The sequence below is a fragment of the Candidatus Niyogibacteria bacterium genome (assembly GCA_016432485.1).
Lineage (GTDB): Bacteria > Patescibacteriota > Minisyncoccia > HO2-45-28 > HO2-45-28 > HO2-45-28.
The window spans coordinates 200,725-225,579 of record CP066691.1; the positions used below are offsets into that span (position 1 = coordinate 200,725).

Annotated in this window: 34 protein-coding genes and 1 tRNA gene; 6 read left to right on the plus strand and 29 right to left on the minus strand. The window is 43.8% G+C overall.

Features of this window, described 5'->3' with window-relative positions; translation table 11 throughout:
* The first annotated feature begins 40 nt into the window (after positions 1 to 40).
* Together HYY55_00970 and HYY55_00975 are read left to right on the plus strand one after the other, a co-directional pair.
* Entirely contained in the window at positions 41 to 889 is an 849-nt protein-coding gene (locus HYY55_00970; protein QQG46402.1) for a hypothetical protein, read from the plus strand.
* Positions 882 to 1,421 carry a hypothetical protein gene (locus HYY55_00975; protein QQG46403.1) on the plus strand — a complete coding sequence of 180 codons (540 nt, stop codon included), beginning with the start codon at positions 882 to 884 and terminating at the stop codon, positions 1,419 to 1,421. The genes HYY55_00970 and HYY55_00975 overlap by 8 nt, the downstream gene beginning before the upstream one ends.
* Before the next feature lie 286 nt (positions 1,422 to 1,707).
* Here the strand turns inward: HYY55_00975 and HYY55_00980 are convergent, their stop codons facing one another.
* Positions 1,708 to 3,612, minus strand: a complete 1,905-nt coding sequence (locus HYY55_00980; GenBank protein QQG46404.1) for an EamA family transporter — start codon at positions 3,610 to 3,612, stop codon at positions 1,708 to 1,710.
* A 116-nt stretch (positions 3,613 to 3,728) separates the two neighbouring features.
* On the opposite strand from HYY55_00980, the gene HYY55_00985 reads away from it, so the two are divergent.
* A complete protein-coding gene (locus tag HYY55_00985) occupies positions 3,729 to 4,319 on the plus strand; it encodes a hypothetical protein (protein ID QQG46405.1) in 591 nt (196 codons plus the stop codon).
* Positions 4,320 to 4,381: 62 nt separating this feature from the next.
* On the opposite strand, the gene HYY55_00990 is transcribed toward HYY55_00985, so the two are convergent.
* The gene (locus HYY55_00990) at positions 4,382 to 4,588 is read right to left on the minus strand and encodes a type II toxin-antitoxin system HicB family antitoxin (protein QQG46640.1); all 207 of its coding nucleotides are present in this window, start codon (positions 4,586 to 4,588) and stop codon (positions 4,382 to 4,384) included.
* A gap of 277 nt (positions 4,589 to 4,865) precedes the next feature.
* Between HYY55_00990 and HYY55_00995 the strand changes: the two genes are divergently transcribed.
* On the plus strand, positions 4,866 to 5,612 hold the full coding sequence (locus tag HYY55_00995; protein ID QQG46406.1) for a hypothetical protein: 747 nt from the start codon (positions 4,866 to 4,868) through the stop codon (positions 5,610 to 5,612).
* A 239-nt stretch (positions 5,613 to 5,851) separates the two neighbouring features.
* Here HYY55_00995 and HYY55_01000 read toward each other — a convergent pair whose 3' ends face one another.
* The 17 genes from HYY55_01000 to HYY55_01080 all read right to left on the minus strand — a co-directional run bounded on the left by HYY55_01000 (position 5,852) and on the right by HYY55_01080 (position 16,197).
* Complete coding sequence (locus HYY55_01000) at positions 5,852 to 6,604, minus strand: ROK family protein (protein ID QQG46407.1); 753 nt, start codon at positions 6,602 to 6,604, stop codon at positions 5,852 to 5,854.
* Positions 6,601 to 7,164, minus strand: a complete 564-nt coding sequence (locus HYY55_01005; protein QQG46408.1) for a magnesium transporter — start codon at positions 7,162 to 7,164, stop codon at positions 6,601 to 6,603. Before HYY55_01005 ends, HYY55_01000 begins: the two co-directional genes overlap by 4 nt.
* An 18-nt stretch (positions 7,165 to 7,182) precedes the next feature.
* Positions 7,183 to 7,686 (minus strand): C39 family peptidase, encoded by a 504-nt coding sequence (locus tag HYY55_01010; GenBank protein ID QQG46409.1) that lies wholly within the window; start codon positions 7,684 to 7,686, stop codon positions 7,183 to 7,185.
* A 44-nt stretch (positions 7,687 to 7,730) separates the two neighbouring features.
* Complete coding sequence (locus HYY55_01015; GenBank protein QQG46410.1) at positions 7,731 to 8,258, minus strand: NUDIX hydrolase; 528 nt, start codon at positions 8,256 to 8,258, stop codon at positions 7,731 to 7,733.
* A 22-nt stretch (positions 8,259 to 8,280) separates the two neighbouring features.
* Entirely contained in the window at positions 8,281 to 8,448 is a 168-nt protein-coding gene (locus tag HYY55_01020; GenBank protein ID QQG46411.1) for an AbrB/MazE/SpoVT family DNA-binding domain-containing protein, read from the minus strand.
* Between the two features lie 141 nt (positions 8,449 to 8,589).
* Positions 8,590 to 9,132, minus strand: coding sequence for a histidine phosphatase family protein (locus HYY55_01025; protein QQG46412.1), 543 nt, complete (start codon positions 9,130 to 9,132; stop codon positions 8,590 to 8,592).
* On the minus strand, positions 9,132 to 9,569 hold the full coding sequence (locus HYY55_01030) for an NUDIX domain-containing protein (GenBank protein QQG46413.1): 438 nt from the start codon (positions 9,567 to 9,569) through the stop codon (positions 9,132 to 9,134). The genes HYY55_01025 and HYY55_01030 overlap by 1 nt, the downstream gene beginning before the upstream one ends.
* 11 nt (positions 9,570 to 9,580) lie before the next feature.
* The gene (locus tag HYY55_01035; protein QQG46414.1) at positions 9,581 to 10,150 is read right to left on the minus strand and encodes an alpha/beta hydrolase; all 570 of its coding nucleotides are present in this window, start codon (positions 10,148 to 10,150) and stop codon (positions 9,581 to 9,583) included.
* A 163-nt stretch (positions 10,151 to 10,313) separates the two neighbouring features.
* Positions 10,314 to 10,946 (minus strand): HAD hydrolase-like protein, encoded by a 633-nt coding sequence (locus tag HYY55_01040; protein ID QQG46415.1) that lies wholly within the window; start codon positions 10,944 to 10,946, stop codon positions 10,314 to 10,316.
* Positions 10,947 to 10,949: 3 nt separating this feature from the next.
* A complete protein-coding gene (locus HYY55_01045) occupies positions 10,950 to 11,399 on the minus strand; it encodes an HIT domain-containing protein (GenBank protein ID QQG46416.1) in 450 nt (149 codons plus the stop codon).
* A gap of 66 nt (positions 11,400 to 11,465) precedes the next feature.
* On the minus strand, positions 11,466 to 11,894 hold the full coding sequence (locus HYY55_01050) for a hypothetical protein (protein ID QQG46417.1): 429 nt from the start codon (positions 11,892 to 11,894) through the stop codon (positions 11,466 to 11,468).
* Entirely contained in the window at positions 11,891 to 12,091 is a 201-nt protein-coding gene (locus HYY55_01055) for a hypothetical protein (protein ID QQG46418.1), read from the minus strand. The genes HYY55_01050 and HYY55_01055 overlap by 4 nt, the downstream gene beginning before the upstream one ends.
* Positions 12,092 to 12,199: 108 nt before the next feature.
* Positions 12,200 to 12,637, minus strand: coding sequence for a type II toxin-antitoxin system death-on-curing family toxin (locus HYY55_01060; protein QQG46419.1), 438 nt, complete (start codon positions 12,635 to 12,637; stop codon positions 12,200 to 12,202).
* On the minus strand, positions 12,634 to 12,888 hold the full coding sequence (locus HYY55_01065) for a helix-turn-helix domain-containing protein (GenBank protein ID QQG46420.1): 255 nt from the start codon (positions 12,886 to 12,888) through the stop codon (positions 12,634 to 12,636). Before HYY55_01065 ends, HYY55_01060 begins: the two co-directional genes overlap by 4 nt.
* A 112-nt stretch (positions 12,889 to 13,000) precedes the next feature.
* Positions 13,001 to 14,260: a DEAD/DEAH box helicase gene (locus HYY55_01070; protein ID QQG46421.1), complete on the minus strand. Its 1,260-nt coding sequence runs from the start codon at positions 14,258 to 14,260 to the stop codon at positions 13,001 to 13,003.
* Positions 14,250 to 14,513 (minus strand): hypothetical protein, encoded by a 264-nt coding sequence (locus HYY55_01075; GenBank protein QQG46422.1) that lies wholly within the window; start codon positions 14,511 to 14,513, stop codon positions 14,250 to 14,252. Before HYY55_01075 ends, HYY55_01070 begins: the two co-directional genes overlap by 11 nt.
* A gap of 247 nt (positions 14,514 to 14,760) precedes the next feature.
* A complete protein-coding gene (locus HYY55_01080) occupies positions 14,761 to 16,197 on the minus strand; it encodes a phenylacetate--CoA ligase family protein (GenBank protein QQG46423.1) in 1,437 nt (478 codons plus the stop codon).
* 145 nt (positions 16,198 to 16,342) lie between these two features.
* Here HYY55_01080 and HYY55_01085 point away from each other — a divergent pair.
* Positions 16,343 to 16,415 (plus strand) — tRNA-Lys (locus HYY55_01085).
* 197 nt (positions 16,416 to 16,612) lie between these two features.
* Here the strand turns inward: HYY55_01085 and dnaJ are convergent.
* The 4 genes from dnaJ to HYY55_01105 are packed head-to-tail and all read right to left on the minus strand — an operon-like array spanning position 16,613 to position 20,874.
* Positions 16,613 to 17,692 carry a molecular chaperone DnaJ gene (dnaJ, locus tag HYY55_01090; GenBank protein ID QQG46424.1) on the minus strand — a complete coding sequence of 360 codons (1,080 nt, stop codon included), beginning with the start codon at positions 17,690 to 17,692 and terminating at the stop codon, positions 16,613 to 16,615.
* 13 nt (positions 17,693 to 17,705) lie between these two features.
* A complete protein-coding gene (gene dnaK / locus HYY55_01095) occupies positions 17,706 to 19,616 on the minus strand; it encodes a molecular chaperone DnaK (GenBank protein QQG46425.1) in 1,911 nt (636 codons plus the stop codon).
* 21 nt (positions 19,617 to 19,637) lie between these two features.
* Positions 19,638 to 20,180, minus strand: a complete 543-nt coding sequence (locus tag HYY55_01100; GenBank protein QQG46426.1) for a nucleotide exchange factor GrpE — start codon at positions 20,178 to 20,180, stop codon at positions 19,638 to 19,640.
* A 4-nt stretch (positions 20,181 to 20,184) separates the two neighbouring features.
* Positions 20,185 to 20,874: a hypothetical protein gene (locus tag HYY55_01105; protein ID QQG46427.1), complete on the minus strand. Its 690-nt coding sequence runs from the start codon at positions 20,872 to 20,874 to the stop codon at positions 20,185 to 20,187.
* Between the two features lie 224 nt (positions 20,875 to 21,098).
* On the opposite strand from HYY55_01105, the gene HYY55_01110 reads away from it, so the two are divergent.
* A complete protein-coding gene (locus tag HYY55_01110; GenBank protein ID QQG46428.1) occupies positions 21,099 to 21,539 on the plus strand; it encodes a DUF4406 domain-containing protein in 441 nt (146 codons plus the stop codon).
* Between the two features lie 43 nt (positions 21,540 to 21,582).
* Here the strand turns inward: HYY55_01110 and rpsI are convergent, their stop codons facing one another.
* From rpsI to rpsK, 6 genes are read right to left on the minus strand one after another with little or no spacing between them, the layout of a single operon-like run.
* Positions 21,583 to 22,056, minus strand: a complete 474-nt coding sequence (gene rpsI, locus HYY55_01115; protein ID QQG46429.1) for a 30S ribosomal protein S9 — start codon at positions 22,054 to 22,056, stop codon at positions 21,583 to 21,585.
* On the minus strand, positions 22,056 to 22,418 hold the full coding sequence (gene rplM / locus HYY55_01120; protein ID QQG46430.1) for a 50S ribosomal protein L13: 363 nt from the start codon (positions 22,416 to 22,418) through the stop codon (positions 22,056 to 22,058). Before rplM ends, rpsI begins: the two co-directional genes overlap by 1 nt.
* A 6-nt stretch (positions 22,419 to 22,424) precedes the next feature.
* A complete protein-coding gene (gene rplQ, locus HYY55_01125) occupies positions 22,425 to 22,772 on the minus strand; it encodes a 50S ribosomal protein L17 (GenBank protein ID QQG46431.1) in 348 nt (115 codons plus the stop codon).
* Positions 22,773 to 22,796: 24 nt separating this feature from the next.
* Entirely contained in the window at positions 22,797 to 23,771 is a 975-nt protein-coding gene (locus HYY55_01130; GenBank protein ID QQG46432.1) for a DNA-directed RNA polymerase subunit alpha, read from the minus strand.
* A 26-nt stretch (positions 23,772 to 23,797) separates the two neighbouring features.
* On the minus strand, positions 23,798 to 24,421 hold the full coding sequence (rpsD, locus tag HYY55_01135) for a 30S ribosomal protein S4 (GenBank protein QQG46433.1): 624 nt from the start codon (positions 24,419 to 24,421) through the stop codon (positions 23,798 to 23,800).
* Positions 24,418 to 24,852 (minus strand): 30S ribosomal protein S11, encoded by a 435-nt coding sequence (rpsK, locus tag HYY55_01140; GenBank protein QQG46434.1) that lies wholly within the window; start codon positions 24,850 to 24,852, stop codon positions 24,418 to 24,420. Before rpsK ends, rpsD begins: the two co-directional genes overlap by 4 nt.
* Positions 24,853 to 24,855 lie beyond the last annotated feature (3 nt).

The following is a 24,855-nucleotide window of genomic DNA, read 5'->3' on the forward strand; positions in this document are numbered from 1 at the left end:
ACTGCTCATAAAGAAGTAAACAATAGGGAGGAGTAAAGCCGTGGACGAACTTGAATTTATAGATGTGCGCGAGTTGCGGATATGCGTAAATACGGTACTCAACACGTTTTATACACATAGTCTCCTGCTTCACGCCGCCAAACATCAGCCGACAACCCGAATGGAAAAAGCGGTTGAATATTATACTGCCGACCTTGACAACTTTTTTAACCAAACAATAAAGGAACACGCGCAAGTAATTTTGTCTTACCTTCTTACAATTTGCGGCGGCGAAATGAGGCATCTGCCCAAGTACAACCAAAAAAGTTTACTTAAAAAACTTGCCAATAAGGTCGGAATTTGCGTCTCTCCCGAACAAATCGTCATAAAACGCCTTAGAGATAAAATTGAATTTGGCGGCAATAGAGATGAGTGTTATACGTCTATAATCCGATACCTGCAATGCTCCGCGAAAGCCGATGTGCAGGAATTTGCGCGGTTGCTTGTGGTGGGATTCAACGAAGTGAAGTGGGTAAAGGAAAGTATGGGCGGAAAACGGTGGGGACAAATCGCGGAAATCGCGCACAAATACTATTCTGGGCAAATTGAAACCGTTCAATTCCTGGATACAGTTTTTACCCTGCGGCATAACGCCGGAAGACTATTTGATAAAATGATGGCTTTCGCAAGATGGACGGGCGAGGACGCCATTAGCGAACAACTCAAGGCGCAGGCCGAAGCAAAAAACATCACGGAACTAGTCGCGAGACTTTCTGTCATTCATGACGGCTTTGAACCCGGATGTGTAACGCTTCTAGAGAGGGGCAAAACATTTGGCTGGTGGAAAGATGACCTGGCGAGTCTCTGTCAGCCGAAGCCAGCCATACAAAAAGGCGGCAAAAATGATTAACAACAAGAAACCGCGCTGTTTCCACCCCGGCCGAACAGTGGCCGTTGGGCCATATTCCGTTATTGCCGGAGCAAGGTATGACATGGCCGGCACTGATCTTAGCGACGTAGACATTCTGGTTTCTTTGACCGAAACTGTGCCGGCACGTCTTTGGCGGATGGGATATAAAAATCCTATTGTCTGGTCGTTCCCTATCAAAGATTATTACGGACCGGATGGGCCTTGGCTCGCGCTTTTAGAAAAAATTACCGATGAACTTAAAATCGGGAAAAAAATATTTATCTTTTGCGACGGCGGTCATGGCAGAACCGGATTACTGCTTGCTTCACTTATCGCAAAAGTTGAGAGCCCGGATGACCCGATAGCCGTTACGCGCTCAAGATATTGCGTAAAGGCGGTTGAAACAATACAGCAGGCAAAAACAATTTTTGGTTTGCTTGGGGTGGAAGTCCCTAAGGCATATCAGAAAACTCTTATGGACGCCAATAAAATATACGAAATCCTGCTTAGAAAATTCATCAAAAAAAATTGATGTGAGCTCCACGCCTTTTTGGGTGGAGCTTTTTAATTTATCAAATCGCTAAAAAATCAAAGAATCGTTTTGGCAAAATCCCAAAATTCGGGATGGTTTTGCTTGGTTTTAAGCCACCACCACCATTTCGCAGCTCGCTCACCTCAAGGGATTCGCTCGTGCTCTCCAGAAACCTCTCGGTTTCTGGCGCCCCGCCCTTTTGGCATACCAAAAGGGCGGGGCTGTTTTCCTACACGGGGAAAACTACAGTTTTCCCCGACCCCCTTTCGTAATGGTGGTTCTGGCTTTAAATATTATTTCGCGATAAAAGTTTCTCAGCATATTCCCAAAACTCCGGCGTATTGTGTTTAATTTTAAGCCAAAACCACCATTCCGCGCCCCATAAATAATATTCGTCAAAACCGCTGGCCTTGGCGTAATCAATCGTGTTTTTAAAAAAATCCAAATCAAAATATTTCAATTGCTCGTCAAGCGCTGTTTCGTAAAGTTGTTCGGGAAGCCACGGCTCGGCCGCAAGCTCTGAGACAATAAATTTTTTCTCATGCTCTCCGGTAAGCCGTCTTATTATTTTTTCTTTAAGTCCGAAAAACTCCGGCGGCAGATGATATTCAATAAAGCCGAGCGTATCATTATAAATCCTGCGATACATTGTCGTTCCGAAAATATCTCCGCGTTTAACCGCCCCAAACCACAATCCCAATTCGCCGCTATCCGTAATTAAGACCGGGTGATTGGAATCCAGGGATTTGACCAGCGTTATTTCTTCATCCAGAAATTCTTTATCCAGCGGCGGACATTCGCCGAATTTTAAAAACGGCTCGTTTTCTACCTGCCAATATAAAAGCGCCGGATGATTTTTATAGCGATTTACGACGGCTTCGATATATTTAAGCAAGCTTTGAGCTTTTAGCTTTGAGCTTTTAGCTCGAGCCCATTCGGGCTCATGACATTCGGGCCAGCGCGGCAGTTTCCGGCCAACAGCCAAAATAACCCGCGCGCCGGAGAACGCGGCTTCATCCATTTGATAATCCAAATTTTGAAAATCAAACTTGTCTTCCTCCCGTTCAATCATGTCCCAATAAGCGATGAGACGGATGCGCTTCGGCTTTAATTCTTTTATAATCGCGTCATAATTTTCGCGCCAATAAGCCCCCTCACCTACTTTGCCATCTTTTGAATTTGCGCTTTGCGCCACGGCAAAGTAGGTGTGGGGGTCAGACCCGAGCTTTTCGGAAAATTTTTGCGAGAATGTAACGCCCCAGACAACTTCCCTTTGCGGGTCGGGCGCCCATCCGGCGCTCGCCCATGCGTCTGACTTGTAATATTCGCCGACGGCAAGCCACAAAATGCCCAGGGTTATTACGACAAGAGCCGCTATTTTTCCGACAAGCGCCCACCCTCTAAAACGCTCGCGCAAAATCAGCCATCCGCCGAGAAAAATAAAAACATATTTAAGATTGTAAGTTGAATCCACAAGCGGCGGAAGTCCAAGCAAAAGGGCATAGTATATCAAAACGGAGCCGCCTCCGGCATAGCTCCGATTCAGAAAATATGCCCACTTGCTTTTGAATTCGTCTTTACCTTTGGGTCTTAAGATTTTCCCGCGCAGCGCCGGAAGTAAAAGAAAGGCAAGAACCGTAAAAAGTCCCGCAAGTTTAATCCAGATGAAACCCGTAGCAAAATTGGTCATTTCAAACACGCTTTTGGTAAGCGTGTTTGAAAGTCCGAAAGAAAAAGCGGAGGCAAGCGCGAAAAGGCCGATTTTTAGGCGAAAAGGCGCGGATTCAACAAAAAATAAAATAAGTCCGCCGAAAATTAAAATAGAAAATCCGACAAACTGATGACTGCTTAATTCAATTCCTAAAATGAGCGAGCTGAAAATGTAAGTGAAAACCGGTGAAATCGCGCCTATTAAAATTACGGAGTTTGACGCTTCACCGTAAAAAAGAGCGTAAAAATAAAAAAGCATTGCCAAAATGAAAAAGATGCCGGCCAAAAAAGCAAGGCCGGCCTCAGACAAATTCAAAATTCTAAAACCAAACGGCAAAAAAACCAGTGAAAAAACTCCCAAAATCCCAAGCCAAAAAGTATAGCCGATGGGATTCGGATATGATTTTTTCAAAAGCAGTTTGTCTATTACGGCCGATGACCCGTTCACAAACTGTGCTGCAATAGCAACCAAAAGCCACATGGATTGATTATATCCCAAACACGCCTTATTTTAAGCCTCATTACCAATGCCTTGACATTGACTCTAAAATTACTATAATAGAGCATAGAAAACCGAATTTAATAAGGAGAGAAGAAGTGGATGAAGTGTTTCGTTCAAGATTTTCTGTTTTGGATATTAACATTGAGAGCATGAGCCAGGAACTAAAAGATGAGGGCTTCGTTAGCAACATATTAGAACACGCTAGAGGGGTCTATCTTGGGTTTTTGGGGAGCACAGACAGATTTGAAGAAGAACACGACGTCGGACTTTTAAGAATCTCAAATGGATATACTATGTGTTTTGGCAATGACGAAGCGGATTTGTGGCTGTGGATAATTTTCTATGAACACCACAACGACCCGCTCATAGAGCTCGCCGCGAGAGCACACGAAGAAACTCATGCATTGCATGGAATGGGTAAAATAAGTTTATTACAAGAAAAACTCGCCGACACAGGAGTAAATATCAGCTTTGACGAGTTAAAAGACTTTTGGGGCTGTACTCCGCCACAAAGAGAGCTCATTGCAATTATCGGTTCGTTGTTTGTCTTACAGGAAAATGGATATGATGTGGACGAAGCAATTCGCAGACTAAAATCTACTAATCCGTTTTATCCCTTTGAACAGGCCCTGCTTCTTTACAAGGCCGGGACTAAAAACCACATTGCTCTAGTCACAATACAGTGAGTATTTCCGGCAAGCGCCTTAACAATTTCTTCTCCCGAAATTATAGGCAGACGCGCCATGAACTAAAGGGTGATTGTGTGCAAGCTTAGTTCTTTGGGACGATAGGACTCAAGAACTTCCCTGCTTTTTCTTTCTTCAAGTATTAAAGCAATAACCTTGCGTATATTTTTCAGGGCTTCGTCTAAATTTTTGCCCTGAGTGTAACACCCCTCAAAAATAGGACATTCAACGACATAAAATCCATCTTCGTCTTTTTCAACTGCTATAATAGAGAAAAGGTACGAAGAAGAATAGAAAGATCGCGAGGCGCGAGCACACCAAGTGTGCCGCGCCTCTTTTTTATTTATTTTTATTTTCTTCACGCAAAGGCGTCGCCTTTGCAAGTACTATTGACAAATGGCATAATCTTGTGCTATAATGGAGGATGTAAAATAGCGCTCTTTAAGAATATAAAAATTGAGTTCGGCGCGGGGTTTTGGGCGTACTTTTTGCGCCTAAAATCCTGCGAAACCGAATTCAAACCCAGCAGGCATAAGGAGAAGCCGGATGCCGAATTGTTTAGAGGTGGTATATGAAGAAGGCGGCAACCAAGCAGTCCCGTCGTATTCCAGAAAAAGTCCGCGATTTAGAGAACGCCTGGAAAACGAGGTTGGAAGAATATACGACCCCGGAAACGGGTGGGTATATTACTATCAGCTCGCAAAACTCCTGCTCGTTCTAGGCGACAGCAGGGAAACAGAAATTGATGTTGCGCCGTTCTTTCGTGAAAATTGGGGCAAAATAACAAAAAATAGGGTTGCGGCAATAGAAGAATCCATGCCCAAAAAAGTAACCCTTGACAAAAACCGTCGGCTCAAAGATGAAACTCTGAACGAGTGGCTTTTGCGGGCAAAGAAGTTCGACTCTCCTGCCGCGAGAAAGGAAAGGAAAAGAAAACAGAAGGAAGAAGACGAAAAAAAAGAAAAACGCATACGAGAACGAGAAGCTTCCGATCTCGGGCTTCCGAAAACCGCGAGCTGGGAGGAAATCCACCAGGCCGAAGAAGTGAAATACCAAGAAGAACTGCGGAAAAAACAAAATGAGCTTGAGGAGCGCCGTAAAAACGCTCTGAAGCTCTCGTTCCAGCTAGGCCAAAACCCGAAAGACGGCCTTGACGAGTGGAAAACTCGTCACCGAGGCGCCTTATACGTGCTTCGGCGAGAAGACGACTACAGTCCCACCGAGGGCGAGGTACCGGTTGAGAAAATCCGCGACCTCGTGTCAGATCGAATACTGCTCGTGAAACGAATCTAACCCGCGAGCAAGCAACGCCGAGGGGCGCGAGCACACCAAGTGTGCCGCGCCTCTTTTTTATTTATTTTTATTTTCTTCACGCAAAGGCGTCGCCTTTGCAAGTGCTATCCTCCCTAAATCCCACGATCGTTGAAATCAGAGAGGATGAAAAACTTTGCTAAATTACAAAATAGTTTTTATCCTGAAATTCTGAAAAAATCACCCATAATCTAATACAAGCGACCGCTTGTATTAGATTATTACTTAAAAAGCAGGGCGGCGCCTAGAGAGGCGGCGTGGTTGCCGAGGCGGGATTTTAATATTTTGGCTTTAATGCCGTTTTTTGTGAGTTCCTTTTTTAATTTTGAGATGAAATTTTTCCTTTTCATTATCACTCCCCCGCCTATAATTATTGCCCGCGGTTTATATGGCTTGATGAGTTTTGCCAAATTCTTGCCTAAAAATTCGGCTAGTTTCATATCGTCTTTTCTATCTCTAATTTTTTGATACTCACCCTCCCAACGCTCCGGATATTCAAATTTTTTGATTTTTAAAATTTTTCCGTTTCTGCCGGAGGCCCGGCCGATTCCCGTGCCAATGGTCAGAAAAAAAAGGTTTTTAAATCCGCGCCCGAAACCTAACAAATATTCCCCTCTGGCAAAACAGCGCGCGTCGTTATCAAGTTTTAATTGAATTCCCGTCGGGATTATTTTTTGAAAATTAAAATTTTTAACCGCGGGGATATTGGGGCTAAAACGTAAAACCGCGCCGTTAACCACTCCGGCTGTCCCGATGCCGATGCCCGATATTTTTTCGGCGCGCGCCAGAAACTTTACCGTTATACGCAGGACTTTTCCAAAATCCACCAGATTTTGCGGTGTTTTTACCTCGCGCTTTCTGATTATTTTTCCATCCCTATACAAAATCCCGCGAATATTCGTCCCGCCGATATCCAGACCGATTATTCGCGGCGGTTTGCGCGTTGAATTGCTTTTTTTTACTATTTCAATCAAAAAATAATAATGCTAACCACCGTAAAATAAACAAGCAGACTTATTAAATCCTGAATGATGGTTGCCACGGGCCCCGAGCCCAAAGCCGGATCAGAATGTCTTTTGTATAAAACGCTTGGAATAATCACGGCCAAAATCGGAGCCAGCGAAAGATTGATCAAAAAGGTCAGTCCTATGACAAATCCAATCGCGGAAGATTTAAGCCAATACGCGGCAAAAACCGCTAAAATCAAGCCGAAAATAATGCCGAGGCCGACGCCGACTACGCTTTCTTTAAAAATGTAAGTCCAGAAACGGGTTTTTTTGAACGTAAGCGCCCGCACATAAATAGTTTCGGTCTGCGTGCCCACGGCATCGCTTAGATACACGATAACCGGAATGAAAAAAGCGAGCCTTACATCGGCCGAAAGAATGGCTTCGTATTTAGAAATAATCAGCGTGGCAAGAATTCCGCCCAAAAGCCCGACAAAAAGCCATGGAACACGGCGTTCAATCAAATGCTCTACGGATTCTTTGGTGTCGTCTTCGGCCACATACTCTTTTTTTGGCTGTATCTCCATACGTTAAATATACCATATTCAATGCCGGATAATTATTATCTGGCGCAAAACCATGTCTTCAGGTTTGGTTATGGAGACGCCAGGAAAATCAAACCAGACGCGAAGGAAATCATCGCGCGAAACCGCGCGCGGGCCGCCGATCTCAGGGTCCTGCAGATAAATTTTATCGGCATCTAATCCCACAACCACGGAGTAATGCCCGTCAGGCATCTCGGAATCCGGATAATCCCTGCGGCCGGGCGTGAACCAATCCACGATAACCGGAACTTTTTTTTCCAACCATGATTTAATTTCAAAAAAATCAGATTCATTTTTTACCTCGGCATCAAAACCGTATTTACGCGCAACCTCAGCCATAGTTTCGGAGGAAACCCCTAATTTCGAATCACGACCACAAGCTTCAGCAAGCTCAATCTCACTTTTTTCAAGGCCGTAATAATTAAAAACCATCTTCAAACTGGCCGGACCGCAATACCCGCCGCCGAGAGTTTCTTGAAACGGCTTTACCGGAAGAAGTTCCATATTTTATCCATTCTAATATCTTGCCCGCCTTCCGGCAAGCAAAATCACAAAATAGATGATTGATAAAAAATCTTCACCAATTTCGGTAAATCGCCTTTTGTTTTTTCGCCGTTAGAAATGCGTTCAAAAAGCGCCTTCGGCGTCAGCCAAAAATATTCCGTAAAATCATTTTTGTTGTAGTTCGGCGTTTCGTCCATTTTAATTTCATATACTTTCATATATGCCGAAACTCCGTCTTTTCGCGGAGTTAAATGTCCCAGTAAATGGATAACGGCCTTATCAACGTCAATATTCAGTTCCTCCCGCAATTCGCGTTTAAACGCGTCCTCGTAGCTCTCCCCGCTTTCAACATGTCCGCCCATGCTCATATCCAAACACAAAGGATAGATTCTTTTATCGGCGGCGCGCCGAGGTATCCATATTTCCCCTTTTGAATTTACAATAAAAACATTCACCACTCGGAAATTTGAAAGACCATCGGCGTAGACTTCCGAACGTTTCTTTTTGCCGACAACATTATCGTTTTCGTCAACAAGGTCCAAATATTCGTCTAAAGTGTGTTCAAGGGTCATAAAAGTATTCCGCGCCTTCAAATCATCTTCTTTTTGGTTTCCAGTCGGCGATTATTATCTTTTTGCCTTGGCGGGTGATAACGAGTTTTTGTTTTTCGCGAATTTTCAATTCATCGGCAATTTCCGCAGGAATCACGACCGACAAACTCCGCTTCCCGACCCTCGTCACCTTTCTGACATATTTTTTCATATCCTTATTATGCTACGCAGCATATTACGCAGCAAGGTTTATGCGACATACTAGCAAAAATTTTTTCTAGTTCCCGCAAATAGTAATTTTCATATTTTTATTTTAATACTTTGATGCCCCTCGGGCTGCAAATTTATATTTCTATAATACATACTCCCAGCCTGGTTTCCAGGATTTTGTTTTTCGCCAATCTTCGGCGAACGCCTCATCCCATGTTTTATTTTTAAGCAAAACTTCAAGGGCAAGCTGCGGGGCTTTATGCGAAACTAAGGCGACGCTTTTGCCGTCGTAATTTTGTTTTAAAAATTCAAGAAAATCGGCAACGCGCGTTTTTACATCCTCGTAGCTTTCGCCATCGGGAAATTTTTCGATTATCATTTTTTCTTGCATCGGCTCGACAATTTCAGACGAGTGGCCGTTAAACTTGCCGTAATTGCACTCGCGCAATCTTTGGTCGGGGATAATTGGCGCCACTCCTTCAAAAACTAGTTTTGCGGAGTCAACTGCTCGTCTCAGGTCGGAGCAAAAGACAACATCAAATTTTTTGTCTTTGATTTGGTTTTTTAATTCAATGGATTGTTTTACACCAAGCTCCGAAAGTCCGACGTCAGACCACCCGGACGAGATTCCTTTCTCGTTATCCGTAGTCGTTCCGTGTACGAAATAAGTTATTTTGATTGGCATTATTTATTAAACTCAATATATTCTTTAACCCCCCTCAGCCAGCCTCCTTTGAAAAATTCTTCGGGTTTAAAATTGTTTGGGTCAACCCAAAGCAATTCCGAGTGTCTTTCCGAAGTTTTGACTTCGCCACTTTTCAATTCACTCTCATAACCGATGGCAAATATTCTAACGGTGGGATTGCCCGGCGCATGTTCGACTCTTTCATGCCTCATAAAAATGATCGGCTCGCCGATAGTGTATTTGATGTCTTTACCCAGCTCCTCCGTCATTTTGCGTTCGATAATTTCATCCAAAGGTGTTTCGAACTCGTCTTTTTTGATTCGTCCTCCGGGCAAATCCCAGTCGCCAAAGCTATCTTTAAGTATTAAAAGTTTGCCGTCTTTTTTCAAAAAAACTTTTACCGCCACAAAATATTTTTCTTTTTCTTCTGTATCCATGTTCCGAAAAATTACTTTGATAAATCCTCAATGGTTTGGATCACCTCGGGAAGTTCTAGACAGGGTTTTTCGCCTTCAATCGCGCCGGAAAAATGGCCCATTTTGTGTTTGATTATGATTTTCGCGCCGAGTTTTTCTTTGAGAATGTCTGCGTATTTCAAATCAACATGCGGATCGTTGTCGGAATGAATCACCACAAAGCCGTTTTTAGAGTTTGATTTTACTTTTTCAAAATCAATCGGCGTCTCAAAAAAGTTTTTGATTTCGTCGTAACCCAAATCCTCGGTAAATCCGGCGACAAAGACCACGCCGCCCACTCTTTGGTTTTCGCGCAAAGTTTCCAAATAGCGCATTATTGTAACACATCCGACGCTGTGGCCTATGAGAAATAGGTTTTCGTCAGGTTGCCCTATTTCTTCAGAAAGGAACGGGACCCACGCGTTTTGCTTTGGGTGTTCGGTGTCGGGGAACGCCGGAATTTTCACTTCAAATCCTTTGGATTCAAGTTCTTTTTTTACTGACGGATACCAGCAATAGTCTGGTGTCCCCTCCCAACAATGGACTATAATTACTCTTTTCATATCCTTATTATGTTACGCAGCACATTACGCAGCAGGGTTTTGCTTTATTAATCAGCCTCGTCAACAGCCTTAATCCATTCTAGTATTTTGCAAAATTACAAAATTATTTTATTTTAGCGCTTTGATCCGAAAAAACTACATAAGCAAGAGCTGTTTTACGACTTCATTTATTAAATCCAGAAACCGCGGAAACTATATCAGACGGCTCTTTTACATGGATTTTATGCGGCCGTTCTCTATGGTAACCCCAGCCGTATTCAACTAAAATGACATTTTTAATTCCTGCCTCATCTGCTATATCAGCATCTATGTCTCTGTCTCCAATATAAATAACCCCCTCCTTGCCCAGCCCAAGATCTAATAATACGTTAATTATAGCTTCGCTTTTCTGGAAAGGTATTCCCACATTTTTTCCTATAATTTTTTTAAAATAATGGGTTAACTTATATTTATCAAATTTCTGTTTAACTTCCTCTATTAAATTATTCGTGGCTAAAATCAAAATGTATTTGGAGCTAAGTTTTTCTAAAACTTCCGGTACTCCTTCATATAATTTTGGCTCTTTTTTCAAAATCAATTCAGCAAACATTATTCTCGCTCTTTCTATATCTTTTTCAGAAAACCCCAAATTTTTATAAGTCTCTTTTGCGCTATAACCATATATTTTTTTGAAATCTTCTAAAGAATCGGGGCAAACTGCCCCAACTTCTCTACAAATCTCCTGGTATATTTCATGTACCGTTCCGAACGAATCCACTATCACGCCGTCATAGTCAAAAATTATAGCTTTTATCATTTATTAAAAACTTTTATATTTATCCGTATTTAATAGTCGTTTGATTTCTTTACTGATTTCTGAAATATCGTCTTCGTTCAAAGGCGGCAGGGCGGGCTGTACCAAAAATTCTTCTTTAGTTGCCGGAAAATTTAACGGAGCGCCGTATTTTTGTATCGGAGCATTTTTTGCTCTTCCATAGAGATGTATGTGCAACAGGTGAGTCCAGTTTCCATTGTCTTGATAGTTAATTCTCCCTATTTCAATACCTCTGGAGGAAAGCGCGGTTTTCATTGCTTCTCCTGCAACCATAGTCAATTTCATTAATTCCACAGCATGTTCGGGGGAAAGCTTGGTTCTATCCTCAACTTCTGTCTTGGGAATGATAATTATATGTCCGCCGTCAGCGCGGGAAATATGCGGACGCTCCGGAACAATTATATTAAAGCTTTTAGACTCAAAAACTAACGGCATAACAAAAATCCTAGCACAAAATCACGCTTTTTGCGAGCGCGGATTTTTGTCTTTATCCCTTGAGGATTATTTTTTCTGTTCTTTCAGCTCAATTTCTTCTTTCGTGAAATCAAACTTTACACCGAAAATATCAAAAAATCCCTTTTGCCCAAGAATACCAAAGCCGTGTTGTGCGATGTCGTAGGAAAATCCAACTGTCGTTTTATAGCCCCAACCGCCAACATTAATAACAATATTGTGCAGAAACGCCTCAGATCCTCCCTTATCTTGGATGCCGCCAAAGACCTCCTTGATGCCAGAACGCACATTTATCCCTAAGTACTCTCCAACCTCTCCGTCAAATATACAAAAGTCGGCCCCAGAATCTATAAGGGCTGCATACTTTAATTCCTTATTCTGAAAAGAAATTTTAATAGGAATTATTGGTTTTAACAAAGAGTGGCCGAAAAAGTCAGATTTTTTCGTAAGAGGAAATTTATGATATCTAAACTTCATAAATCCGAACTGCCGACATAAGGAACGATCTTTGTCGGCATACGCATCATAATCGGTTTTTCGTGCCCATTTTCTTGGGCTTTTTCAAGGGCCTCTTTAAGAGTTTTTCCACTGCCAACAACCGTTTTTTCATCGTCTAACAAGGCCACCCACAGGCCCTTGTATTTTTCATATATTTTAGTCCAATCAATAGTCATATATTTGAATATTATCAAGATCCAACCATAAAAACAAGACAGTCTATTTATTAAAAATCCTAGCACAAAATTACGCTTTTTGCGAGCGGGAATTTGGGTAGTAATTTTTTAGTCATCCGAGCCGATATCCGATAAGTTGACCATGTACGTTTTTATGAACTTCTCAATTGCGCTGACGGCCTCGGCTTTATATTTCGGACCGCTTTCGGCCACCCATTTCGCGAAATTATAAAACTCAACGTCGTCAACTTTAATCCATTTGTTATTTTTATAAAGAAAAGTCATTAATGCAGTCATGGCTATTCTTTTGTTGCCGTTCTTAAACGGATGATTTTTAATCATTAAGTAAAAAAGAATTGAAGCCTTACCAATCAGGCCTTTGTAAGCGCTTTTTCCGCCGAACGAATGGAATGGCATAGCCAAGCAGCTTTCAAGAACATTCGGGAAGCGGGTGCCAAAATCGGGAATCGGCTCGTTCCATTTCATCCATTCGCGGGCAAGTTTATGCGCCACGTATTCAACTTCTTGCGCAGTTAGCCCTCTCATTCTTTTCCAAGCAAACGCAAAGTCTCACCGTATTCTTTGACGGTCTTTCTGATGGCTTTATCAATAAGCTCTTTTTTTGAGGCAGTAAGCTCTCCACCGGCCTCAACCGGCAAATCTTTTCGGCCCACGACGTAATTTTTGCCTATTTTTTTGGCTTTTATCTCGCCGGACATGATTTTCTTCAGTACGGCTTGACGGCTTACACCCAAGGTTTTAGCCACCTCGACGGTGGAAAAGGTCTTTTTGCCCATATAAATCAATGATATTTTATGACAACCAAAAAGTCAACGGTTGTCATAATACAAAAATTTTAACCAAGATGAACATGGTCGTTCCAAATCTATATAGTTTCCAATTCATAAACTATCTCCTCGGCTTAAAATTGCGGGATGAGCCGCGGCGATTGAAACGCGGAGGGAATTTTTTTTGAGGCGGTCTGTTCCCTCCAAATTGAGGCTGTCCTCCTGATGGCAAAGTTATTTGTTGGCGGCGTTCTGGAGGCGTCCCGGGCAATTTTGAAATCGGCAGATTCTTTTTTATCAAAAATTCTATGGCGCCAACCTCTTTTCTCTGGTCAGGCATGGCAAAAGATATAGCGTGTCCTTCGCGGCCCGCGCGGGCGGTGCGCCCGATTCTATGCACGTAATCTTCGGCTTGCTCGGGCAGATCGAAATTAAGCACAAGCTCAATACCCTGCACGTCAATGCCGCGAGAGGCAATATCGGTTGCGACCAACACCCGATATTTGCCGGATTTAAACCCTTCAAGCGCGTCTCTGCGTTGGCCGAGCGAACGGTTGCCATGAATTTCAGCAACCCGATGCCCCATAATTTTCACGCGATAAGCCACTTTTTTCGCGCCGTATTTCGTACGGGTAAAAACCAGAGCCGAACCCTTGTATTCATTAAGAATTTTTTCAAGAAGCCAGAGCTTATCTTCTTTTTTAACTACAAAAATTTCTTGAGCAACACTTTGAACCGTTGTCCCCGGAGGCGCGACTTCAATCCGAATCGGAAGGCGCATATAGCTGGATGCTATTTTCATAATTTCTTGCGGAAGCGTGGCTGAAAAAAGCATGGTCTGGCGGTTTTTAGGAAGCGAATGCAAAATACGCCTTATCTGCGGCTCAAATCCCATATCAAGCATGCGGTCCGCTTCATCAAGAACAAGAATATTTATTTTATCCAGCTTCGCGGTTCTGTGCTCAAGGTGGTCAAGCAGACGGCCCGGCGTCGCGATAATAATATGAGGATTGCGAGCCAGCATCGCTATCTGCGGTTTTAAAGAAAGTCCGCCTATGAGCACCGCTGTTTTCAATCCGAACGAGCGCCCGATTTTATTCAGCTCCACGTCCACCTGCAAAGCAAGTTCGCGCGTAGGCAAAAGCACTAGGCCTTGGCCTTTGGAGCGCGCCAGAATCTGAATCATCGGAATGCCGAAAGCAAGGGTTTTACCCGTGCCGGTCTGGGCTATACCGACTACATCTTTACCCTCAATCGCAATAGGAATAGCTTGGCGCTGAATGGGCGTCGGCTCCTGAAATTTGTAGCGCGCGATAATATCCAAAAGCGCGGGCGCTATACCCAAGCCGCCGAATGTTTCAAAAACGGATTTAGGATTCATTTATATGCGCCGGCAGCCAGTCCATCAGCTTTTTTCTATGTTTTTCAATTGACCACTCTTCTTTATTTTTTCCTCCGGAGGCGGACCCGCCTTTAACGGAAAAGAGCGCAGGATAAATCTCCTGAAATTTTTTGAGCATTGATACAGATACAACCGGAAACCCCTGGGGCAAAGTTTGATTGTAGGCTTTCATAAAAACTTCAATAGTCGTATGCGCCTGATTCAGTTCCAATTGAACATCTCTTCGTTTCATTACAAATTAATGATAGCACGGGTTAATAAAAAAGGCAAACGAGGAATAAAATTATTTTGATTTTTTCCGATTAGCCAGTATACTTTTATCTAGATTCACTTTAAAAATCGGGGAGCTAAGCGGCATGCGTAGGGCAATGATATTAAATTACGTGCGGCGGCTTTAATGGATAAATACGCTAAACTATAAGCCGCCCCGCAAGAGCGGTTTTTTTATTTACTGTTTCTGAAGCTTTAATTAAATATAACTACCTTTTAGACCATTTGTGCTTGGATTTTCTTACGACGAAACGCGGATCGCCAAACTGCGCCAAAATTATATTCGGCAGAGCTTTCGCGCCTATGGAACGGTTTAGTTTTCTATATTCCATATTCTTGCTGGTAAGCCCCTCAAAAACGCTTTGACGAATCTTGGCCAAAAGTTTCGGAGCCGGCTTTACGCCGCGCGCAAGCTCAACTTCTATGAAGAGTTTCTGGTCGCGCCCATTTCTAAAGAGGCGGGTATAGGCTATAAATTTCCCGGTAACAAATTTATAAACATTTTTGCGTTCAAGGCCGACTTTTATGTTTTCGGGATAAATGTTTAAAGCGTAAAACGTGGTGGCGACATCCGAACGCGCGCCAAGAAAGATGAAGGGCGACTTCCATTTTTCAAATCCCAAAGCCCTTGCCCTATCCAGAATATTGGCCTTTTTCAAAATAACGCGCATATCTTCATGGCCGATTATTCGTCCGGTGTCATGGATGTTATAACGCATAAGCGGAATGCCTGCGCGCGCGGTAAATAAAAGCTCGCCTTCGGCCATCTCAAAAAATACATGCCTGGGGTCATACTGCACTATGGTCGGAATAAAAGAATCCAGACCAAGAGTTTTTGCAAACGATTTATTTTCAAACGCCGTCCTTCTTATCAAAATAGTTGCCGGAGTTTCGTGTCCAATTGCTCCGGCGTCCGCCGTGCCGTAAATGCTCACCGAACCGCTAAAACCGTTAAAACCGTTTTTAATTCCCGAAATTTGATGAATTATGGCGCGGTATTTTTCGGAAAAATTTTCTCCGGCAAAAAGCAGATTTAATCTCAAATTTTTTATGTTTACTTTTTGGGCCCTTGCTTCTTCAATAACATCTCTTAAAAAGGGCGGGTATCCGGCAAGAATAATCCGGTCAAAAATCGGCGCGAGATCGCGCAAAATGTTAACCGCGTCTTCTTTTTCAATTGAAGGGGTGATTACGGAGATATTATACCCTTGTTTTTCCAGCCACCGAACTGATGTCATGGTAAAGGAGCCGGCAATCCAAGTGCCCATGGAAAAACAAACAACAACCAAAGTCCGGTCTTCTTTTTTGACGCCGAAAATATCCCTAAAAATCCTTTCATGCTGACGACCGCCAACTTTTTCCTGCTCCTCGCCTCTGGGCCAGTAAAACGGTTTGCCCGAAGAGCCGGAACTTGCTGAAATCATCGGCGGAACTTTACTTTTGGGGAACAAATCAAAAAAATCAAAGGCTCTCAAATAATGAGGTTTGTCAGTCGCGGGCACTTTAACAAAATCAGCGTATGAATTGACTTTTACCGGATTTACGCCGTGTTTTCGCAAAAACGACCCATAAGCCGGCACTATTCGCGCCGACTCTTTAAAAAGTTTTAGAGCTTCTTTAAACCCTTCAGGATTCTTTTTGGCCATTAATTTATTCTATAGCGGAAACACAAAAATCTTGACGACCCAGTGTTTATATTAGATTATACTACGGCAACAATATTTTGTCAATAGCGTCAAAACCGCATTTTATGCCTTGTAAAACCGCTATAAAATGTTAAAATAAATAATTCCGCCCATAGCTCAATTGGTAGAGCAGCTCCCTTTTAAGGAGAAGGTTCCAGGTTCGATTCCTGGTGGGCGGACTTAAATAAAAACAAACCCAAAACTTGGGTTTGTTTTTATTTATCTGTTTTTCACTGGAATCGAACCCGGGAAGGGGGTCGGGGAAACGGGAGTTTCCCCGTAGTGGAAATATTAAAACCGCAAGGTTTTAAGGAGCGCGAAGCGCGACAGGTTCTAGTCCGCCAGCTGGCGGACGGATTCCTGGTGGGCGGACACTTTATAACCCCTCTTTTTTCAATTCCTCAATAATTTCTCTGGCTTTTTTGGATAATTTTTTGGGATTTTTGACTTTAACTCTGAAAAGCAAATCCCCTCTTCCTCCTCTTTGTTTAGGCACGCCGCGGCCGCGGACTCTTAAAATATTTTCAGAATCAACACCGGCAGGAATTTCTATTTTTATTTTTCCATCCAAGGCCTCTATCTCTTTTTTTGAACCAAGCAAAGCGTCGGTCAAAGAAACATCAACATCCGCCAGCAAATTATCACCTTCGCGCCTGAATCTTTTGTGCGGTTCAACCTGAACTTTTACGTAAAGATCGCCCGACAAACCGTTTTGTTTAGCCTCGCCCGCGCCGGTTATTCTTATCATTTCACCGTTATTTATGCCGGCCGGGACCGCGATTTCTATCTCGTCTTGCCTGCGGACTATACCCGCGCCTCCGCAGGTCTTGCACGGATTTTTAAACACCTCGCCGCGGCCGCGGCATTTCGGACATTCGGAAAGACTGGTAAAAGTTCCGAAGATAGACCTTTTTGTTTCGCGCACGGTTCCTGAACCGGAACAAGTAATACAGCTTGACGCCTCATCGTCTTTTCCTCCGGTTCCGCGGCAAACCTGGCAAGAACTTTTTTTGGTCAAAAGAATTTTTCGCGTCGTCCCAAAAATGGCGTCATGAAAAGGCAAAATAATATCAATTGAAATATCCCTCCCTCTTGACTGTCTCTGACGTCCCGAAAAATCGAAACCAAAAAAATTTTCAAAAATGTCGGCGAAGTCTCCTCCGACAGCGCCATTAAAACCGCCTCCGAAGTTTTTCCAGATTTCTTCAAAACCAAAATCACCCCTGCCTTGAAATCCTCCGGCTCCTCCCCCGGGAAAAGAGCCGAATTGGTCATATTCTTCTCTGCGCCGGTCGTCGCCCAGAACATAATAAGCTTCGTTTATATGCTTGAATTCGGCATCACTCCCGCCGTTTTTATCCGGATGGTACTTATGAGCGAGGCGCCTATAGGCCTTTTTAATCTCTTCTTTTTCGGCGCCTTTTTCAACGCCAAGAACCTTATAATAATCTTTCATCTTAATTTAAAATTTAGGGTTTAGAATTTTTGTCATCCACATTCTCGTGTTTAACGTCTTTCGTTTCGCCGTTATCGCCGTCTTTCTTGGAGTCCTCTTTTGGTTGGGCTTTATAAATGGCCTCTCCTATTTTTGAAAGCGAGCGCGATAATTCTTCGCCGGCTTTTTTGATTTCCGAGGCGTCCAAGCCGGAATCTTTTATTTTCTTGAGATTTTCAACGGCGTCTTCAACGGCTTTCTTTTCCGTTTCGCCAATTTTGTCTCCGGCGTCCCGCACGGCCTTTTCGGCCGTGTAAATAAGAGCGTCGGCCGCGTTTCTGGAATCAATCAATTCCCTTTTTTTGCGGTCCTCGGCGGCATGGAGTTCGGCGTCTTTTTTCATCCGTTCAATGTCGTCTTTGGCCAGGCCCGAAGAGGCCTCAATGCGGATGGATTGCTCTTTGCCCGTGGCTTTATCTTTGGCTTTAACGTTCAAAATGCCGTTGGCGTCAATGTCAAAAGACACTTCAACTTGTGGCAAACCCCTGGGCGCGGGCGCAATGCCATCAAGAATGAACTTGCCAAGAGTCTTATTATCTTGAGCCATTTCGCGCTCCCCCTGCAAAACATGAATTTCTACTTGCGTCTGGTTGTCGGCGGCGGTTGAAAAAACCTGTGAGCGCGAAACCGGAATCGTGGTATTTTTTTCTATTATTTTGGTTGAAACTCCGCCCAAAGTTTCTATTCCCAAAGAAAGCGGAGTTACGTCCAAAAGCAAAACGTCCTTGACATCACCCTGCAATATCCCTCCTTGCGCCGCAGCTCCTGCCGCTACGACTTCATCAGGATTTATAGTCTTATTGGCCTCTTTCCCGAAAAGATTTTTTACGGCTTCCTGCATCGCGGGCATCCGCGTCTGTCCTCCCACCAAAACAATCTCGTTGATATCCGAAAGTTTAAGGCCGGCGGCTTCAATGGCCCTTCGCGTAATTTCAATGGATTTGTTTATGTATTCTACGACTAGTGATTCAAGCTTTGCCCTGCTGAATTTCAAAAGAAGATGTTTGGGGCCAGCTGAGTCCGAAGTGATAAAAGGAATATTAATTTCGGTTTCGGCTGTACTTGAAAGTTCGTGTTTTGCTTTTTCGGCTGCCTCCCTAAGCCGCTGCAAAGCCAGAGTGTCTTTGGCAATATCTATCCCCGAATCTTTCTTAAACTCGCTGATAATCCAGGAAATTATTTTTTGGTCAAAATCGTCCCCTCCCAAATGGGTATCGCCGTCCGTGGCTCGAACTTCAATGGTATTATCCCCTATTTCAAGAACCGAGACGTCAAAAGTTCCGCCGCCAAAATCATAGACAACGATTTTTTCGTCCTTTTTCCGATTGAGGCCGTAGGCCAGCGCGGCGGCCGTCGGCTCATTCAAAATCCGGCGGACCTTGAATCCGGCTATTTCACCGGCGTCTTTAGTGGCTTTGCGCTGCGAATCGTCAAAATACGCCGGAACCGTGATTATGGCTTCATCTATTTTTTCTCCGAGTTTGGCTTCGGCATCCGACTTAAGTTTAGCCAAAACCATTGCCGAAATTTCCTCGGGCCTGAACCATTTTTCTTCTCCGGAAGATGCGGACATTTTAACCTCAACTCCGCCGTTGGCTGATTCGCGTAATTCGTAGGGTAGGAGAGCTTTATCATGCCGAACCTCTTCATCCTTGAATTTCCTCCCTATCAGGCGCTTTACCGAAAAAATTGTATTTTTAGGGTTGGTTACGGACTGCCGTTTGGCCAAAAGACCCGCCAAACGATCACCGGTTTTGGAAATCGCGACAATTGACGGCGTGGTCCTGTTGCCCTCCGAGTTTTCTATGATTCTGGGTTCTCCGGCTTCAACAAAAGCCATAGCCGAATTAGTAGTGCCCAAATCTATGCCTAAAATTTTTGCCATAATAATTTTTATTTTTAAATTTTATTTTTTAACTTGAAACTTTCCTATTTTAACTTTAGCCGGCCTTAAAATCTTATCATGAATTTTATATCCCTTTTGAACAACCCGCAAAACAATTTGGTCCTTATCTTTGTCCAAAACTTCTTCTTCGGCAACGCTTTCGTGCTCGGCCGGATTGAAAATTTCGTCTTCAACTTCCAGCTCTCTGACGCCGCAGCCGCGCATTATCTGCAAAAGCTGATTACGGATATGGCGCAAACCATCTTTCCACCCGTCTTCCGGACCAGGTTCGGCCAAAGCTTTTTCAAAACTGTCCAAAACGTTAAGCATTTCGTATAAAAGCATGCTGTTGGCGTATTTTACGATATCCTCTCCGGCTTTTTCCTCATCCTTGCGGCTGTTTATCAAGTCGGCCTTGGCTCTTTGCCATCCGGCAAGGAATTCGGCGGAATTTTTACGGCATTCTTTCAGTTCATCTTTTAATTTCTTAACTTTGTTTTCGGCTTCGGGCCCAAATTCTTCTTCAATGATTTCCGGATCAATATTTTCTTCGTTTTTTTTCATTTATTTAAAATTCATCCAAAAAATAATTTATGTAATTGGAAACTCTTTCATAATTCATTCTTTTGGGGCCTATCAGCAAAATTGTCTGCCGCCGGCCGCCCCTTCGCGAATCCAGATAACAGACGCCGAATTCCTGGCTATGACTTATCGGATTCTCGCGGCCGATAAAAACTTCACGATTATTTCCGGCCCGCGCGCGATAAAGACTCATTATATCTTCAACGTTATCAATAAGATAACCGGCATCACGCACCGATTCGTTATTTTGAAACTCAGGCTCTTTAAGTAAATTTGAAAATCCGCATCCCTCAAAATGTTTATCATCGTCGGAAAGTAAACTCAAAAGGCGGAGTGATTCGGAAAAAACGCGCCCGATATTTTCATTTTCGCGCAATGCCGCCTGCCGTATTCTTGAAGCAACATTGATATTAAGATCGTGCTCGGACATTAAATTATCCACGAAGTAACGATAAGCTTTATCGGTCGGGATGCGTCCGGATGAAATGTGGGGCTGTTCAAAAAAACCGTCTTCGTCCAAATCAGCCACGATATTGCGTATGGTGGCCGGACTTTCTTTAAGATTCATTCCTTCGCGTATGCGCAAAGACGAAACAGGCTCGGCCGTCTTTATGAAATCGCGAACAAGAAAATCCAGAATTCTGCTTTCTCGTTCATTAAGCAATATATCCGGCATATAATCTCCATTATACAAATTAGCACTCTTATGTCAAGAGTGCTAACCGGAGTTAATCTCCTTCTTCAGACAACTGCGTTAACAAAAGCCGAATTGCAATGAGTCTCGCCCCGTTAGATAAGAAGTTATCTAATGGGGTCAAGAGTGCTAAAATCTTTACTTTTATCGCATTTCTTGATATAATCTTCCCAGATTGATTTTCATTCAGAAGGAGGGCATTCCCCTTGAATAAGTACTGGACGAAAAGGGATGTATCGAAAGCAAAATCAGCCGAAACATTTGAGAAGCTCGCCGAAGTTGCTTTAAGAATAATTGACCGAATGCCCCAACCGGCTGAAATGGTCTGCGGCCCCCTGACCTCGGGCGGACTCGGGTCTTTAACAAAAAATACAAAAGCGCTCCGAAAATACATAAAAAAACTGGCCTCGGAAGGAAGAATCGTGTTCGATCAATTGCCTTTTGAGCCGCACCTGCATCGTATTGCCAAATCAGCGCGCCGCGAAGATGAAAACCGTCTGCTTGAAAAATTTTACGGCTCTATTTTCAAATCCGGAAAAGTAAAAAAACTTGATTTCATTCCGGGCTGGCAAAGTTCGGCTGGCGCGACATGGGAAAGAAAAATGGCCAAAAAGCTAAAAATAAAAACAGAGGACATAAAACCTTAAACCCTCCGCCATGCGGAGGGTTTTGCGTTTTATCGGCCGCGAATTATCGTTTGCTCCACTGCGGCGCTTTACGGGCTTTCTTCAGTCCGAATTTACGGCGTTCTTTCATCCGGGGGTCGCGCTTCAAAAAACCAACCCTCTTAAGCTTCTTCTTTAACTCGGCGTCTTGCAGAACCAGAGCCCGCGCGAGAGCGTGCCTTACGGCTTCGGCTTGCGAATGCGAACCGCCTCCGAACACTTTTACCGAAGCGGAAAGAGAGCCGTCAAGTTTGGTTTTCTTAAAAGGATCTTCAACTATCCGCCGTGTCTCTTCCGTGGGAAAATAGCTCTGCAAATCTCGGTCGTTTATTTTTATCTCGCCTCTGCCCGAAAAAACGCGGGCTCTTGCCGTTGAAGTTTTCCTGCGGCCCACGGCTTCGGTGTATCGCCCGGCTTTAATAACCGGAGCTGTTTCGGCCGTCTTTTTTATGGCGGTCTTTTTTCCAATTTTTGCGATTTTTGCTTTTTTTACCGGCATTATGAAAAAATAATATTTTTTATAAAATCTCTGCGTAATTTGTTATTCGGCAACATGCCCTTAACCGCTTTGATAAAAACTTCTTTGGGATTTTTTTTATAAAGTTCGCCGAGCGTAATTTTCTTAAGGCCCGACGGATAACCGCTGTAGCGTTTATACGATTTTTGGCCCGCTTTCTTATCGCTTATCCTTAGTTGATCCAGATTTTTTATTTCAATCTTAATTTTTGCTTTCTTATTGGGTGCAAAGTCCGCGCTGTTTTTCCCTCTCAAGGCCGCGGCAACGGCTGAAGACGCGCGTCCCAAGGACGCACCTTTTAAATCTATAACAACTACTTTTTGGCTGTTTTTTGTCTCGGGCATATTTATTTATTTTACAAATTCCAAAATCGCCATCTCGGCTTTATCATGTTCCCTGCGTCTGGTACGCGTAATTCTGGTATATCCGCCGCGGCGATTTTTAAATGCCTGCGAGATTTCCAAAATTTTAGAGGTCTGGGACGGCGTAAGCCAAAACATTATTTCGCGCCGCTTGGACAGTCCCCCTTTTTTCGCTTTGGTCACCAGTTTTTCGGCCAATGACCCCACCGTTTTCGCTCTGGCTAAAGTGGTTTCTATTTTGCCGCGTTCAACGAAAGAACGCAACACCGACTTTAAAAAAGCCTTGCGCGTTTTTCTCACTCGTCCGAATTTCCTGCCTTTTTTACGATGACGCATGCAAATTTTTTTAAATTCCTTAACTTAATCCTTAAGAGTTAGTCCCAACTTGCCAACCGCCCTTTTTATCTCGGTCAAAGCCTTTTCGCCTATGCCTTCTAAACTCATCAGGTCGCGGGATGTTCTGCGCACCAAACCGCCAACGGTTCTTATGCTGGCTTCCGTTAGCGCCTTGGTTATGCGCTCGGACAAATCCAAATCTTCAATCCGGACTTTATTTCTGTCTTCCCCTGCAACTTCGCTTTCCGAAAGCTCCGCCTCTTTTTTCGGCTGTTCATCCGCCACTTTTTCAATTTCTTCTTCCGGCTCTTTAAAACCAACAATGGCTTTCAGCTGGTTAATCATAATTTTAATAGCTTCCTCCAGAGCCAGGCGAGGAACAATGGTGCCATCCGTCTGAATGGAAAGACGCAGACGATTAAAATCGGTGCGATCTCCCACGCGCATATTTTCCACCTCGTAATTTACCCGGCGAATTGGAGTAAAAACGGCATCCAGCACAACTTCGCCGACTTCGGCCTTTTCTTTCTGCAAAACATCTCTGGGCACATAGCCCAAGCCCCTTTCAACGATTAATTCCATTTCAAGCGCGGCGCTTTTGTCAGTAAGAGTAGCTATAATCTGGTCGGGGTTCGCAATTTCAATTTGCCCGGGCAAATCCAAGTCCTCGGCCTTAATAATTTTGGCCCCCTTGGTTTTTAATTTAACGGTTTGAGTTTCATCGGTAGCCATTCTGAAACGAAGCTTCTTAAGATTGAGCAAAATGGCGATAACATCTTCTTTTACGCCGGGAATGGTTGAAAATTCATGCGCCACACCCTCAATTTTTACTTTGGTAACCGCGGCTCCGGGCAGAGAAGACAAAAGAATGCGCCGCAAACTATTGCCTAAAGTATGGCCGTACCCGGGGTAAAGGCCGTCAATTTCATAAACGCCCTTGTCGGACGATTCCTCCGAAACTATTCTGGGCTTTGATGGCAAAACGATTGAAACTTCCATAAAATTATTTTATTTTATAATTTTTATTAACGCGAATAAAATTCAATAACCGAGTTGAGGTTTGCGCCGGTATCAACCTCAGCGCTTGACGGCAGGGCGACTATTCGGCCTTCACGTTTGCCCTGATCCAAAGAAAGCCATGACGGAATCTGAGATTTTTTCAAACGCAAATCCAAATCGCGGAAAATGCCCCGGTCCAGACTTTGAGGCCTCAAGGACACGATTTTCCCGACCTTGAGCTGGCGAGAAGGAATTGTTGTCCTTTTGCCGTCAACTAAAATATGGCCGTGCCCGACCATCTGGCGTGCGGCGTTTCTTGATGTCGCAAAGCCGAGGCGATAAACCACATTATCCAGCCTTGTTTCCAAAAGTTCAATGATGCGCCTTGAAGTTTCGGCGCTTTTGGCGGCAATAGCTTTTGAAACCAGATTTCCGAACTGCTTTTCCCTCAAACCGTACAGAAATTTAACCTTCTGCTTTTCTTTAAGCTGACTGCCGTATTCCGAAGACGCCGAACGCCTGCGCGAGCCGGCCTTTGAACGTCCATGCACTCCCGGCGGATAAGGTTTTCGCTTTAAAGCGCAATTTTGGCGGCCGCAAACTGAAAATCCAAGCCTACGGCATATTTTACAAGTAATTCTAGAAGTCATACTCGCCTTGGTTTAGGGGGTCTGGGACCGTTATGAGGAATCGGCGTCACATCTCTAATGACGTCTAAGTTTATATTTTGGCCCAAAAAAGAGCGAACCGCGGATTCTCTGCCGGCACCAACTCCTTTAACATTTATATTTACGCTTTTTAAACCTATCATCTTTGCCTTTTCAGCTACAAGCTCGGCGACTTTGGAAGCCGCATAAGGAGTGCCCTTTCTGGCGCCCTTAAAACCTAAAGACCCGCTTGATGCCCATATAATCGCGTTTCCTTTTTCATCAGTAAGCGTCAGCATGGTGTTATTATAGGTCGCCTGGATATTTAAAACTCCCTTTTCCAGCTTTTTTTTGGGCAAACGCCCCACGGCGCGAGCCCTTAACTCGTGGTCCACTCCTCCGGTTGTCTTTTTTATAACTCGTTTTTTTCCCATGTT